The sequence below is a fragment of the Kitasatospora sp. NE20-6 genome (assembly GCF_045862635.1).
This window is the reverse complement of sequence record NZ_BPRL01000012.1, coordinates 116,667-129,909: the sequence shown is the minus strand read 5'-3', so window position 1 is coordinate 129,909 and position 13,243 is coordinate 116,667. Positions and strand designations below refer to the sequence as shown.

The following is a 13,243-nucleotide window of genomic DNA, read 5'->3' as shown; positions in this document are numbered from 1 at the left end:
GTCAGAGCTTCAGGCCATTGATCATCCCTGCCACGTTGCTGGTGACCTCCTGGATCGACGGGGCGATCGAGCTGGAGGCCAGGTAGAAGCCGAGCAGCGCGCAGATGATCGCGTGGGTGAGTTTCAGGCCTGACCGGCGGACCAGGACCACGACGATGACGAGCATCAGCACAGCTGCGGAGACGGACAAAGCCATGACGGCTCACGCCCTTTCTCGGATGCGCGGCCCGCGGGGCGGGCGGCGGTCGTGCGGGACGGACCCGATCCGGGGCCGGGGGAAGGGGACGGTCCGGATCCGCATCGGGATGAGCAACACATACCCGATCCGTGAGTGCTCCATGACGTTGCGTGAAAGCGCGCGCCGCGCCGCACGGGTGCTCCGGACGGCCCAGCGGCCGGTGGGACGGGGCGCGGGGGCCCCCGGCGAGCCGTGCCGCGCGGCTGCTCCGAACGAGTGATCACCACCGGGGGCAGGCCGTAGGGTCGGGTGCCATGACCACCGAGAACCCTGCGGACACCTTCCCGCGGCAGTACGCGCGCACCCTGCGCTACACCGTCGGCGCACCCCGGTCCTTCGCCGTCGCACCCGACGGCGGCCGGATCGTCTTCCTGCGGTCCGGCCCGGGCCGGGACCGCGCCAACCGGCTGTGGACCCTCGACCCCGCCACCGGCGAGGAGCGCGTGGCCGCCGACCCGGCCGACCTGCTCGGCGGCGGCGAGGAGGACCTCTCCCCGGCCGAACGGGCCCGCCGCGAGCGCAGCCGCGAGAGCTCCGCCGGCATCGTCGGCTACGCCCTGGACGCCTCCGCCTCGCTCGCCGCCTTCGCGCTCTCCGGCCGCCTCTTCGCCGCCGACCTCGCCGCCGGCACCACCCGCGAACTGCCCGCCGCCGGGCCGCTCCTCGACCCGCGCCCCGCACCCGACGGCAGCCACGTCGCCTACGCCACGACCTCCGGCGCACTGCACGTGACACGCACCGACGGACGCGGCGACCGCACCCTCGCCGAGCCCGACGCCGACGGGGTGACCTGGGGTCAGGCCGAGTTCGCCGCCCAGGAGGAGATGGACCGCGACCGCGGCTTCTGGTGGGCGCCCGACAGCCGGCGCCTGCTCGTCGCCCGGGCCGACGACACGCCCGTGCAGCGCTGGTGGATCGCCGACCCGGCCAACCCCGGCAGCGCCCCCGCCGAGGTCGCCTACCCGGCCGCCGGCACCCCCAACGCCGAGGTCGGGCTCTGGCTCGTCGACCTCGACGGCACCCGCACCGAGGTCGTCTGGGACCACGAGGCGTTCCCGTACCTCGCCCGCGTGCACTGGTCGGCGGGCGGCGCCCCGCTGCTGCTCGTCCAGGCCCGCGACCAGCGCAGCCAGCAGATCCGCACCGTCGACCCGGCGACCGGCATCACCACGCTGCTCGTCGAGGAGCAGGACGACACCTGGCTGGAGCTCTTCACCGGCGTACCCGCCTGGACCCCGGACGGCCGCCTGGTGCGGATCACCGACACCGGCGGCGTCCGCGCCCTGGTCGTCGACGGGCAGGCCGTCACCGACGACACGCTGCACGTGCGGTCGGTGTGGGCCGTCACCGCCGACGCCGTCCACTTCACCGCCTCCGAGGGCACCGCCGGCGAGGGCCGCCCGCCCGGCTGGACCGGCCTCTTCCGGGCCGGCCCGGACGGCGTCACCCCGTTCGGCCCGGACGGCGACGGCGCCGCGGCGGCCGTCCACGCCGGCGGCGTCACCGTGCTCTCCACCGTCGCCGCCGACCGGCCGGGCACCACCGTGCAGGTGCTCCGCGACGGCACCGCCGTCGCCGCCGTCGCCTCGCACGCCGAGACGCCGCTGCTCACCGCCCGGCCCGTCTTCCGCTTCGCCGGGACGCGGCGCATCCCCGCCGTCGTCCTCCTGCCGACCGGTTACGACCGGGACCGCGACGGCCTGCTGCCGGTGCTGATGGACCCGTACGGCGGCCCGCACGGGCAGCGCGTCGTGCAGGCCCACAACCCGCACCTCACCTCGCAGTGGTTCGCCGACCAGGGCTTCGCCGTCGTCGTCGCGGACGGCCGCGGCACCCCCGGACGCAGCCCCGCCTGGGAGAAGGCGATCGCCCACGACTTCGCCGGGGTCACCCTCGACGACCAGGTGCACGCCCTGCACGCGCTGGCCGAGGAGTTCCCGCTCGACCTCGCCCGGGTCGCGATCCGCGGCTGGTCGTACGGCGGCTACCTCGCCGCGCTCGCCGTGCTGCGCCGCCCGGACGTCTTCCACGCCGCGGTCTCCGGCGCGCCGGTCACCGACTGGCGGCTCTACGACACGCACTACACCGAGCGCTACCTCGGGCACCCCGCGGAGCGGCCGGAGGTGTACGACGCCAACTCGCTCACCGCGGACGCGCCGAAGCTGGAGCGGCCGCTGATGATCGTGCACGGGCTGGCGGACGACAACGTCGTCGCCGCGCACACCCTGCGGCTCTCCTCCGCGCTGCTGGCCGCCGGGCGTCCGCACACCGTGCTGCCGCTCTCCGGGGTCACCCACATGACCCCGCAGGAGCAGGTCGCGGAGAACCTCCTGCTGCTCCAGGTCGAGTTCCTGCAGAGGTCGCTGGGCCTCTGACACCGCCGGGCACGTCCTCGGCATGACGGATGTCATGCCGAGGACACGACGGGCCGCACTGCCGCCCGGGGGCCCGTGGTCCGCACCCTGGAGGGGACAGCGGGGCACACACGGGAGGACCGGCGGACATGGGCGGCACGACGGGCACGACACCGGGCGGGGAGGTCGCCGCGTTCCGGTCCGTCAGCAAGAGCTACGGGCCGGTGCGGGCGGTCGACGGGCTCGACCTGGTCCTGCGGGCGGGGGAGACGGTGGCCCTGCTGGGGCCCAACGGCGCGGGCAAGTCCAGCAGCCTCGACCTGCTGCTCGGCCTCCGCGAACCGGACCACGGCACGGTCGAGCTGTTCGGCGGCACGCCGCGCGCAGCCGTCGAGGCCGGCCGGGTCGGCGCGATGCTGCAGAGCGGCGGCCTGATGACCGACGTCAAGGTGCGCGAACTCGTCGAGCTGGCCTGCCGGATCCACCCCCGCGGGCACGACACCGCCACCGTGCTCGCCGAGGCGGGCCTCGCCGAGATCGCCGACCGCAGGGTCGACAGGCTCTCCGGCGGCCAGGAGCAGCGGGTGCGCTTCGCGCTCGCCGTCGCCGGGGCGAGCGACCTGATCGTCCTCGACGAGCCCACCACCGGCATGGACGTCTCCGTCCGGCAGGCGTTCTGGGCGTCCGTGCGGGCCCAGGCCGCGGCCGGCCGCACCGTGCTCTTCGCCACCCACTACCTGGAGGAGGCCGACTCGGTCGCCGACCGGGTGCTGGTGCTGCACCGCGGGCGGCTGATCGCCGACGGCACCTCCGCCGAGATCAAGGCGAAGGCCGGGGCCCGCCGGATCAGCTTCGAACTGCACCCGGAGGACGGCGAGGTGCCCGAGCCGGTGCTGCGCGGCCTGCCGGGCATCGCCGCGCTGGAGGTCACGGGCCGCCCGGGCGGCGTGCGCACCGTGCGGATCCGCGCCACCGACGCGGACGCGGGCGTGGCGGCCCTCTACCGGGCCGGGCTGCACCCCCGCGGCCTGGAGGTCACCGGCCTCGGCCTGGAGCAGGCCTTCCTGACCATCACCGGCGAGCAGGCCGCGCTCGACCGGGCCGCCGCGGACGACGAGGAGACCGTGCGATGACCACCCTGATCCGGCTGGAGATCCTGCGGACCCTCCGCAACAAGCGGTACGTGATGTTCACCGTGCTCTACCCGGCCCTGCTGTACGTCTTCTTCATCAGCGCCTACAGCGGCGGCGACGTGGCCGGCGGCGTCCCCGCGAAGTCGTACTTCATGGTCTCCATGGCCACCTTCGGCGCGGTCGGCGCGGTCCTCACCGGCTCGGCCCAGCGGATCTCGCTGGAGCGGAAGAGCGGCTGGGTGCGGCAGCTGCGGCTGACCGCCCTGCCCGGACGGGCGTACACCGTCGGCAAGATCGCGGCGTGCGCGGTGACCACGCTGCCCGCGATCGCGGTGGTGTTCGCGATCGGCGCGGTGGAGGGCGTCCGGCTGTCGGCGGGGCAGTGGCTGGGCCTGGCGGCGGTGCTCTGGCTGGGCAGCTTCGTCTTCGCGGCGCTCGGGGTGGCGCTCGGCTACGCGGCGCAGCCGGACGCGGTGCAGCCGGTCGTCATGATCGTCTACATGGTGATGGCGCTGTTCGGCGGCACGTGGTTCCCGGTGGGGAGCTCGCTGGAGCCGTTCGCCCGGTTCGACCCGGTCTACCTGTACAACCGGCTGGCCGCGTTCGTGCAGCCGGGCCACGGCACGGACACCGTCGCGGTGGCCGGGATGGCCGCCTTCCTCGCCGTCTTCGTGGCCGCGGCCGCCTACCTGTACCGCCGCGACACCCGCCGGGCATGATGGCCCGCATGCCGAGGACACTCCTGCCGCGCCGCGCCGACCGCACCACCGAGGACGGGGCGTCCTTCCGGACGGTGCCCGGCTCGACCGTCGACAACCGCCGGCAGCTGGTCGTCAAGCTCGCCTGGATGTCGCTGTGGATGATCTACCTGGTCTACCCGGTGGAGGACCTCACCGACGGCGGCCACGGCACGGCGGCCACCGTCGCGGGGGCCGTCGCGCTGGCGGTGTTCGTCGTCTCGTACCTCGCCCTGGTGGCCCGGCGGTCGACCGCGACGGCCTCGGCGGCGGGCAACCTGGTGACCGTGGCCGGGATGCTGGCCCTCTCGGTCGGCGCCTCGCTGACCCTCGGCCCGCCCTGGCTGACGCTGTTCACCTACACCTCGACCTGCATCGCCGTGGTGGCACCGCCCCGGTACGCGCTGGCCGCGGTGGGCGGCGTCACCGGGCTCGCGTTCGTCGTCGCGCTGGCGGCCCACGCGGACGGCAGCACGCTCGCGGCGATCCTGCTGCCGTGCTTCCTCAGCGGCCTGGCCATGACGGGCCTGCAGCGGCTCATCAGCACCATGCGCGAACTGCGGGAGGCACGGGCCGCGGTGGCCCATCTGGCGGCCTCCGAGGAGCGCCTGCGGCTCGCCCGCGACCTGCACGACCTGCTCGGCCACTCGCTGTCGCTGATCACCATCAAGACCGAACTCGCCGGCCGGTTCCTCGACGCCGGCCGGCAGGACGACGCGCGGACGCAGGTCGCCGACATCGAGAAGGTCGCCCGGCAGTCGCTCACCGACGTCCGGGAAGCCGTCAGCGGCTTCCGGCGGCCCACGCTGGCGGTCGAACTCGCCGCCGCCCGGACGGCCCTGACGACGGCGCAGATCACCCTGGACGCCGCACCCGAGCTCGCCGCAGGACGGCCCGGACTCGACGCCGAGAAGGCCGGGGCGCTCGCCTGGGCCCTGCGGGAGGCCGTCACCAACGTCGTCCGGCACGGCACCGACGCGACGGTCTGCACCGTCACCCTCGACGAGAGCTGGGAGGCGGACGGCGCGCGGTACGCCGTCCTGGAGGTCGCCGACGACGGCCGCGGCCCCGGCAGGTCCGCGCCCGGCAACGGACTCTCGGGCCTCTCGGAGCGCCTCGCCCTGGTCGGCGGGCGGCTGGAGAGCGGCCCGGGCCTGCGCGGCCGGGGCTTCCGGCTGCGGGCCTCCGTGCCGGTCGGGGCCGTGCACGCCGGGGCCGACGGTAGGGTGCCCGAGTGATTCGCGTACTGCTGGCCGAGGACCAGGGGATGGTCCGCGAGGCGCTCGCCGCCCTGCTCGGCCTTGAGGGGGACATCGACGTGGTCGCGCAGGTCGCCCGCGGCGACGAGGTCGTGGACGCGGCCGTCGCGCACGCCGTCGACGTCGCGGTGCTGGACATCGAGATGCCCGGCATGACCGGCATCGAGGCGGCCGCGCTGCTGCGCCGCCACCGTCCGGAGACCCGGGTGGTGATCGCCACGACCTTCGGCCGGCCGGGCTACCTGCGCCGCGCCATGGAGTCCGGCGCCGACGCCTTCCTGGTGAAGGACGCGCCTGCCTCCGAACTCGCGGAGGCGATCCGGCGGGTGCTGCGCGGCGAGCGGGTGATCGACCCGACACTGGCCGCCGCCGCGCTCGCGGAAGGCGCGAGCCCGCTCACCGGACGGGAGCTGGACGTGCTCGCCGCGGCCGCCGACGGCTCGGTCAACGCGGACGTCGCACGCCGGCTGCACCTGTCGGAGGGCACCGTCCGCAACTACCTGTCGATGGCGATCCAGAAGACCGGCGCCCGCAACCGCACGGAGGCGGTGCGGATCGCGAAGGAGAAGGGCTGGCTGTGAACGGCCCCGTCGTTCGGCTCAGTTGAGACGGTGACGGGCGGCGCGGGCCGCCTGCCGCACCGTGCCGGCGTTCTCCGGGTCGAACGCGTCCAGGATCTGCGCGTAGGCGTCCATCTCCGCCGCGCCGCCGAGGAAGTCTCCCGTGCGGACGAGGAGTTCGGCGCGCTCCAGGCGCAACTGCGCGGGGTGGCGCGGCAGCAGGAGGGCGAGCTCGGTCGCCCAGAGCTGGGTGCGGGCCTGCTCCGGACGGTCCGCGGCCCAGGCCCGGATGTTGCCGAGCACCCGCAGCACGATGTCCAGCGGCTGCGCCGGGGTGAGGAGTTCGGCGGAGAAGTCGTGCCCGGAGGCGGTCACGAGCCGGCCGACGTCGTCGAGGTCGAGCAGCCGCCCGCCGTGGAACGGATCGGCCAGCACGTAGTCGCTGCCGCCGCCCGGCCCGCCGACCGCGACGATGAAGTGGCCGGGCAGGGCGACGCCGTGCACGGTGAGACCGGCCCGGGCCGCCACGCCGATCCACACCAGCGACAGCGTGATCGGCAGGCCGCGGCGCCGCCGCAGCACCTCCGGCAGCAGGGACGACTCCAGCCGCCGGTAGTCGCCCTTCCGGCCGTGGAACCGCTCCCGGCCGCCCAGCACCGCGGCGAGCAGCGCGGCCGTCTCCTCCGGCCCCGACGGCTGCCGTTCGGCGACGGCGAGGCGCACCGCGGCGGCGTGCCGGTCCAGCGCCGCCTGGCACCCGGAGAGCAACTCCTCCAGGGTGGGCGGCGGGCCGGGTTCGGCCTCGCCGGGGGCGTCGCCCAGCAGGTGCTCGGCGGCCGCGAGCAGGCAGAGCAGCACCGGATCGGGGTGCTCGGCCCGGGCCTCGGTACGGAAGCGGGATCTGCTCTGCTCGGTCACAGCAGCCTTCGTGGGGACAGAACTGGCGAGGGGAACGCTACCGCTGCGGGAGCCGGGCGTAGTGGTAAGTGTGACTGGTGGTGAAACCCAGACGATCGTAGAGGGCGACGGCCCCGGTGTTCTCCTCCTCGACCTGCAGATAGGCGCCGGTCGCGCCCTCCTCGGCGGCCCGCGCGGCGAGCACGGCCATCACGGCCGTCGCCAGGCCGGAGCGCCGGGCCGCCGGATCGACCTCGATCGCCCCGAAGCACGCCCACGGGCCGTCGACGGCGAGCCTGCCGATGGCGAGCGGCGCGGCACCGGACGGGCCGGGCACGGTGGCGAACCAGACGGACGGCCCGCCGTGCAGGACGGCGGCCGCGGCCTGCTCCAGCGCGGCGTCCCGGCCGACCCGGCGGTAGCGGGACATCCAGGCCGGGCCCGCGGTGCGCGACAGCCGGACGCGCTCGTGCGCGCCGCCGAGCCGGGCGAGCGGTGCCAGCGGGGCGGTGCGGAAGAGGGTCTTCGCCAGGCCGGCGCCGAGCCGGTCGAGTTCGGCGGCCAGGTCGTCGGGCGAACCGGGGGTGACCACCTCGACGTAGGCGGGCAGGCCGCGGGCGGCGTACCAGGCGTCGGCCTCCGCGAGGGCCTGCGGCAGCGGCCGGCCGGGGTCGCCGAGGGCCTGGACGGAGTTGGCCCGGCGGGTGAAGCCGGCCGAGGCGCGCAGCACCCATCCGCCGAGCTGCTCCTGCTCGACGGCCGGCCAGCTGCGGGCGGCGATCCGCTGGAGCTCGACCGGTCCGGCCGACGGCACCGGGGCGGGACGTGCCGGGAACGGCGGCACGGGCTTCCCCGCGACCAGCAGGTCCTCGGCGAAGGAGACCGGCCCGCCGCTGCGCGGCACCACCGTCAGGCCTGCGTCGTCCCAGGATACGAGCACGCCGACCACATCGCGGAACACCGGACGTCCGTCGACCAGCTCCGAGATCCGCCGGGCTGACACCCGTCGTCCCACGTCAGAGCGGTCTATCCGGACCTCGGGGCGGCCCGCCGTCACGCTTCCGTCCGCCATCAAGGGCACCTCCTGTGCATTTGCGGTCTCCGACCCGCGATACTAGGGGCGGGCATCGACGACGCCGCGCTCACCCGCGCACGCAAGCAAACAGTTTGGGCCGCCAGCCCTTCCGAGGAGGAACGACAGCGTGACCTACGTCATCGCGCAGCCTTGTGTCGACGTCAAGGACAAGGCCTGCATCGAAGAGTGCCCGGTCGACTGCATCTACGAGGGCGAGCGTTCCCTCTACATCCACCCGGATGAGTGTGTCGACTGCGGCGCCTGCGAGCCGGTCTGCCCGGTCGAGGCGATCTTCTACGAGGACGACACTCCCGAGGAGTGGAAGGACTACTACAAGGCGAACGTCGAGTTCTTCGACGACCTCGGCTCGCCCGGTGGCGCCTCCAAGCTCGGTGTGATCGACAAGGACCACCCGTTCATCGCCGCTCTCCCGCCGCAGAACGCCGACCACTGACCAACCGATCGGTGACAACTGAGCCGTGAGCACCAACCACACCGCGCGCGCGCCGTTCCCGGGACACCCGGGGGCGGCGCGCCGCGTATCCGAGCTGCTGCCGGCCTTCCCCTGGGACCGCCTGGAGCCGTACAAGCGCACCGCGCTCGCCCACCCCGGAGGGCTGTGCGACTTCTCGGTGGGCACCCCGGTCGACCCCGTGCCGGAGGTGATCCAGAAGGCGCTGGCCGCCAGCACGGACACCCCCGGCTATCCCACCGTCTGGGGCCCGGTCGAGCTGCGCCAGGCCGTCGCCGGCTGGCTGCAACGCCGGGTCGGCGCCGACATCGGCCCGCAGGCCGTGCTGCCCACCGTCGGCTCCAAGGAGCTGGTGGCCTGGCTTCCCGGACAGCTGGGCCTCGGCCCGGGCGACCAGGTGGCCTATCCGCGCCTGGCCTACCCGACGTACGAGGTCGGCGCGCGGCTGTGCGGCGCCGAGCCGGTGGCGTACGACGACGTGGACGAGCTCGACGGCTCCCGGGTGCGGCTGCTCTGGCTGAACTCGCCGTCCAACCCGACCGGCCGGGTGCTCGGGGCGGACGCGCTGCGCCGCGCAGTCGCCTGGGCGCGGGAGCACGGCGTGCTGCTGGTCAGCGACGAGTGCTACCTGGAGCTCGGCTGGGAGGCGGAGCCGGTGTCGGTGCTGCACCCCGAGGTGTGCGGCGGCTCGCACGAGGGCCTGCTGGCCGTGCACTCGCTCTCCAAGCGCTCCAACCTGGCCGGCTACCGGGCCTCCTTCGTCGCGGGTGACGAGGTCGTCGTCCGGGAGCTGCTGGAGATCCGCAAGCACGGCGGCATGATCGTGCCCGCACCCGTGCAGGCGGCGACCGTCGCCGCGCTGGCCGACGACGCGCACGTCGCGGAGCAGCGGGGCCGGTACGCGGCCCGGCGCTCCGCCCTGCGGGCGGCGCTGGAGGCGTACGGCTTCACCATCGAGCACTCCGAGGCGAGCCTCTACCTGTGGGCGACCCAGGGGCGGCCCTGCTGGGAGACGGTCGGCGAACTCGCCGGGCTCGGCATCCTGGTGGCGCCGGGCGACTTCTACGGCCCGGCGGGCGAGCGGCACGTGCGGGTGGCGTTCACCGCCACCGACGAGCGGGTGCAGGCCGCGGTGGAGCGGCTCGGCGGCTGAGGCCGACGGACGACGCAGGAGGGCCGGCCCCGACGGGGGCCGGCCCTCCCTGCGTTCCGGGGGCGGGGTCAGCCGCCGATCCCGCCGCCGCCGATGCCGCCGAGCAGGCCGCCGATCGGGCCGAGCGCGCCCACGCCGCCGAGCAGGTCGGCCGGGTTGGAGCCCAGCGACGGCACGCCGCCGAGGCGGTTGCTGGCGGCCGGGGCGCCGGTCAGGGTGCCCAGCGCGTCGGCGCCCGGCAGGGCCTGCGGGATGCCGCCGGTCGGCAGGGCGCTGGTGAGGGTGCCGGTCGGCAGGCCGCTGGTGGGCAGCGCGCCGGTGACGGCGCCGAGCGGGGACGCGGCGCCGGCGCTGCGGGTGCCGGGCACGGAGGGCAGCACCTTCTCGGCGAGCGCCGGGCCCGCCCGGTCGACCAGGGCGGGGGCGACCTGGCCGGCGACCGTGGTGAGCGCGCCGGTGGCGGCGGTGGTCTTCCCGGCGGTGCCGCTGACCGGGCCGAGGGCCTTGTCGGCGTCCGGCAGGGCGGAGGCCACGGTGTGGCCGGCCGCGTCGCTCGCGGCGGGCACGCCGGTCGCGACGGTCGCGGCGCCGGTGGCACCGGCGGACTGGCCGAACTCGTGGGCCGCGCCCTGCACGGTGCCACCGGGGGAGTCGAGCTGGGTGAGGCCGGATCCCAGGTCGGTCCCCTGCGGCACCAGGTCGGCGGCCGAGGCGTGGCCGGCGGCGAGCAGCGGGGTCGCTCCGGCCGCGACGAGCAGGGCGGCCTGGGCGATCCGGCGCTTGAGGGGGTGAGACATGGTGCTCCTAAGAGGTGAGGACATGACGGTCCGCGGGCGGACGACGTGATTACCGCTCAGGCGTCGGGAAGGTTTCGGCCGGTGAAGGTAAAGGGCAGGCAAAGATCCGACGATCCTCTTACCGGTGCCGCCCTGCCGGGGCGGCCTTCGGAGGGCTCCGGAGAACCGTCACTCCCCTTGCCCCGCAGGGGCCGGGCGCCGCCCGCGCGGAGCCGTCCGCGGCCCGGGCGCGCCGTCGGCGCCGTCCGCACCGGCCCGGCCGGATCACCCCCGGGAGCGACGGCTGCTCACGCGTTCGTCAACGCGGCGTCATGCCCGCCCCGGCGCACCGAGGGTGAGCCGCACGTGGTCGACCCGCGCCCCCTCGCGCAGCGGCTTCCAGCCGTCCGAGGGCCGGTCGAACCGCCACACCTTGCCGTCGTACTCCACCGAGCCGATCCCCAGCTCCCGCGACTGCGCCACCGCCCACTGCGCGACCGCCCAGCCCGCCTGCCGTACGCCCTCCGGGCCGGAGCCCGTCGACGCCGAGGTCTGCGGGGCCAGGGCCAGGGCCGGACGCGGGTCCTCCGGGGCCTTCTCCGCCGGGCTCACCGCCACCACCCGGCCGAACTCCCGCCGGACCCGCTCGGAGACCTCGGCGGACCGCTGGGCCCCCGTCGACGGCGACGCCGAGGCGGAGGCCGACGGGGACGGGGAGCCCGGTGCGGAGGACGCCGCGGCGGGCGCGGACAGCTCGTGCACCACGCAGTCCAGCGCGGCCTGCTCGCGGCCCGTCAGCACCGAGGAGACCAGCGTCGCGTTCGACTCGTGCTTCGCGTACGCCTGCGGGAAGCCGCTCTTCTGCACCTGCTGGGCGGCGTCCGTCAGCGGGATCCGGGCGTAGCCCGGCACCTTCACCAGGCCGTCCAGGAACTTGTTGGTCGCGTACACCGGGTCCTTGATCTGCGCGGCGGTGCCCCAGCCCTGCGAGGGCCGCTGCTGGAAGAGGCCGACCGAGTCGCGGTCGCCGCCGTCCAGGTTGTAGATCTTCGACTCCTGCATGGCGGTGGCCAGCGCGATCGTGACGGCGCGCTCCGGCAGCCCGCGGGAGAGCGCCACCGCGGTGATCGTCGCCGCGTTGGCGGCCTGCGTGAGGTCGAGCGTGCCGGTGCCCGCGGCCGTGGTGATCCGGCAGCCCTCCGGCGGCACGATCAGCTTGTCGCGGTTGAGGTACAGCACCAGGCCGCCCGCCAGCGCGAGCACCACGACGCCGACCAGCAGCCGCCGCAGGAACCGGGACCGCCGGCGCCGGCGCCGCGGCACCGCGACGCGCTCCGACCCGTCATCCGTCCCAGCCACCGCCGCACCTCCCGCTCGCGTTCCGCGCACACCGTACCCACTCGGACGGCGGTGCGCTCCTGCCGGTTGCGTGCCGCGCCCGCCGGAGGCCCCGCACCGATAGGCTGAACGACCATGAGCAGCCCGAACACGTCCCTCGACCTGACCCTCGACGGCGGTGCGCTGACCGCCCGGCTGGTCGACTTCCCGTCCGTCAGCGGCGACGAGCAGGCCCTCGCGGACGCCGTCGAGACCGCCCTGCGGGACCTGCCGCACCTGACCGTCGACCGGTACGGCAACAACGTCGTCGCCCGCACGAACCTCGGCCGCACCGAGCGGGTGCTGCTCGCCGGCCACCTCGACACCGTGCCGATCGCCGACAACCTGCCCTCGTACGTCGAGGGCGACCTCCTCCACGGCTGCGGCGCCTCCGACATGAAGTCCGGCGTCGCCGTGCAGCTCCGGCTCGCCGCGACCCTCGCCGAGCCCAACCGCGACCTCACGTACGTCTTCTACGACTGCGAGGAGATCGAGGCCACCCGCAACGGCCTCGGGCACCTCGCCAAGGAGCACCCGGACTGGCTGGAGGCCGACTTCGCGGTGCTCATGGAGCCGAGCGGCGCCGTCGTCGAGGGCGGCTGCCAGGGCACCGTGCGGGTCGAGGTCACGCTCACCGGCACCCGCGCGCACTCGGCCCGCAGCTGGCTCGGCGACAACGCGATCCACAAGGCCGTCGAGGTGCTCCGCCGGCTCGACGCGTACGAGCCGCGGCGGGTGCTCATCGACGGCCTGGAGTACCGCGAGGGCCTCAACGCCACCCGGATCGACGGCGGCGTCGCGGGCAACGTCATCCCCGACGAGTGCACGGTGCAGGTCAACTTCCGCTACGCGCCGGACCGCAGCGAGGCGGAGGCCGTCGAGCACCTCCGCGAGGTGTTCGACGGCTTCCCGGTGGCGGTCACCGACAGCTCGCCGGGCGCGCTGCCCGGCCTCGGCCGCCCGGCCGCGCGGGCCTTCCTGGAGGCCGTCGGCGGCGAGCCGCGCGCCAAGTTCGGCTGGACGGACGTCGCCCGGTTCACCGCGCTCGGCGTGCCCGCGGTCAACTACGGCCCCGGCGACCCGAACCTCGCCCACAAGCGGGACGAGCACTGCTCGCTCACGGCCATCGCGACGGTCGAGGAGCGGCTGCGCGCCTGGCTCACCTGAAGGCTGCCCGGAGGTGGACCGCCGTTCACCGAAAACGGTGGACGG

The 13,243-nt window shown here is 75.3% G+C and carries 13 protein-coding genes; 8 read left to right on the top strand and 5 right to left on the bottom strand.

Annotated features, from left to right (window positions below):
* Position 1: 1 nt before the first annotated feature.
* Positions 2–196 carry a DUF2304 domain-containing protein gene (locus SNE206_RS13525; protein WP_405011742.1) on the bottom strand — a complete coding sequence of 65 codons (195 nt, stop codon included), beginning with the start codon at positions 194–196 and terminating at the stop codon, positions 2–4.
* A 296-nt stretch (positions 197–492) separates the two neighbouring features.
* On the opposite strand from SNE206_RS13525, the gene SNE206_RS13520 reads away from it, so the two are divergent.
* The 5 genes from SNE206_RS13520 to SNE206_RS13500 all read left to right on the top strand — a co-directional run bounded on the left by SNE206_RS13520 (position 493) and on the right by SNE206_RS13500 (position 6,302).
* On the top strand, positions 493–2,613 hold the full coding sequence (locus SNE206_RS13520) for an alpha/beta fold hydrolase (RefSeq protein ID WP_407913554.1): 2,121 nt from the start codon (positions 493–495) through the stop codon (positions 2,611–2,613).
* 128 nt (positions 2,614–2,741) lie between these two features.
* On the top strand, positions 2,742–3,725 hold the full coding sequence (locus tag SNE206_RS13515) for an ABC transporter ATP-binding protein (protein ID WP_407913553.1): 984 nt from the start codon (positions 2,742–2,744) through the stop codon (positions 3,723–3,725).
* Positions 3,722–4,444, top strand: a complete 723-nt coding sequence (locus SNE206_RS13510) for an ABC transporter permease (protein ID WP_407913552.1) — start codon at positions 3,722–3,724, stop codon at positions 4,442–4,444. The genes SNE206_RS13515 and SNE206_RS13510 overlap by 4 nt, the downstream gene beginning before the upstream one ends.
* A gap of 8 nt (positions 4,445–4,452) precedes the next feature.
* A complete protein-coding gene (locus SNE206_RS13505; RefSeq protein ID WP_407913551.1) occupies positions 4,453–5,700 on the top strand; it encodes a sensor histidine kinase in 1,248 nt (415 codons plus the stop codon).
* 29 nt (positions 5,701–5,729) lie between these two features.
* Entirely contained in the window at positions 5,730–6,302 is a 573-nt protein-coding gene (locus SNE206_RS13500) for a DNA-binding response regulator (RefSeq protein ID WP_407913615.1), read from the top strand.
* Positions 6,303–6,320: 18 nt separating this feature from the next.
* On the opposite strand, the gene SNE206_RS13495 is transcribed toward SNE206_RS13500, so the two are convergent.
* Together SNE206_RS13495 and SNE206_RS13490 are read right to left on the bottom strand one after the other, a co-directional pair.
* Entirely contained in the window at positions 6,321–7,199 is an 879-nt protein-coding gene (locus SNE206_RS13495; RefSeq protein ID WP_407913550.1) for a transglutaminase family protein, read from the bottom strand.
* A gap of 37 nt (positions 7,200–7,236) precedes the next feature.
* Positions 7,237–8,250 (bottom strand): GNAT family N-acetyltransferase, encoded by a 1,014-nt coding sequence (locus SNE206_RS13490; RefSeq protein ID WP_407913549.1) that lies wholly within the window; start codon positions 8,248–8,250, stop codon positions 7,237–7,239.
* 130 nt (positions 8,251–8,380) lie between these two features.
* On the opposite strand from SNE206_RS13490, the gene fdxA reads away from it, so the two are divergent.
* Both fdxA and dapC read left to right on the top strand, forming a co-directional pair.
* Positions 8,381–8,707, top strand: coding sequence for a ferredoxin (fdxA, locus tag SNE206_RS13485; RefSeq protein ID WP_407913548.1), 327 nt, complete (start codon positions 8,381–8,383; stop codon positions 8,705–8,707).
* Positions 8,708–8,732: 25 nt separating this feature from the next.
* Positions 8,733–9,878 carry a succinyldiaminopimelate transaminase gene (dapC, locus tag SNE206_RS13480; protein ID WP_407913547.1) on the top strand — a complete coding sequence of 382 codons (1,146 nt, stop codon included), beginning with the start codon at positions 8,733–8,735 and terminating at the stop codon, positions 9,876–9,878.
* Positions 9,879–9,946: 68 nt separating this feature from the next.
* Here dapC and SNE206_RS13475 read toward each other — a convergent pair whose 3' ends face one another.
* Both SNE206_RS13475 and SNE206_RS13470 read right to left on the bottom strand, forming a co-directional pair.
* Entirely contained in the window at positions 9,947–10,675 is a 729-nt protein-coding gene (locus tag SNE206_RS13475) for a hypothetical protein (RefSeq protein ID WP_407913546.1), read from the bottom strand.
* A 309-nt stretch (positions 10,676–10,984) separates the two neighbouring features.
* Entirely contained in the window at positions 10,985–12,013 is a 1,029-nt protein-coding gene (locus tag SNE206_RS13470; RefSeq protein WP_407913545.1) for a hypothetical protein, read from the bottom strand.
* A gap of 114 nt (positions 12,014–12,127) precedes the next feature.
* Between SNE206_RS13470 and dapE the strand changes: the two genes are divergently transcribed.
* On the top strand, positions 12,128–13,198 hold the full coding sequence (gene dapE / locus SNE206_RS13465) for a succinyl-diaminopimelate desuccinylase (protein WP_407913544.1): 1,071 nt from the start codon (positions 12,128–12,130) through the stop codon (positions 13,196–13,198).
* The last annotated feature ends 45 nt before the right edge of the window (positions 13,199–13,243 follow it).

Coding starts and splice junctions, on each gene's coding strand:
- SNE206_RS13525 (WP_405011742.1), bottom strand. CDS start 196: ATGGCTTTGTCCGTCTCCGCAGCTGTGCTGATGCTCGTCATCGTCGTG.
- SNE206_RS13520 (WP_407913554.1), top strand. CDS start 493: ATGACCACCGAGAACCCTGCGGACACCTTCCCGCGGCAGTACGCGCGC.
- SNE206_RS13515 (WP_407913553.1), top strand. CDS start 2,742: ATGGGCGGCACGACGGGCACGACACCGGGCGGGGAGGTCGCCGCGTTC.
- SNE206_RS13510 (WP_407913552.1), top strand. CDS start 3,722: ATGACCACCCTGATCCGGCTGGAGATCCTGCGGACCCTCCGCAACAAG.
- SNE206_RS13505 (WP_407913551.1), top strand. CDS start 4,453: ATGCCGAGGACACTCCTGCCGCGCCGCGCCGACCGCACCACCGAGGAC.
- SNE206_RS13500 (WP_407913615.1), top strand. CDS start 5,730: ATGGTCCGCGAGGCGCTCGCCGCCCTGCTCGGCCTTGAGGGGGACATC.
- SNE206_RS13490 (WP_407913549.1), bottom strand. CDS start 8,250: ATGGCGGACGGAAGCGTGACGGCGGGCCGCCCCGAGGTCCGGATAGAC.
- SNE206_RS13475 (WP_407913546.1), bottom strand. CDS start 10,675: ATGTCTCACCCCCTCAAGCGCCGGATCGCCCAGGCCGCCCTGCTCGTC.
- dapE (WP_407913544.1), top strand. CDS start 12,128: ATGAGCAGCCCGAACACGTCCCTCGACCTGACCCTCGACGGCGGTGCG.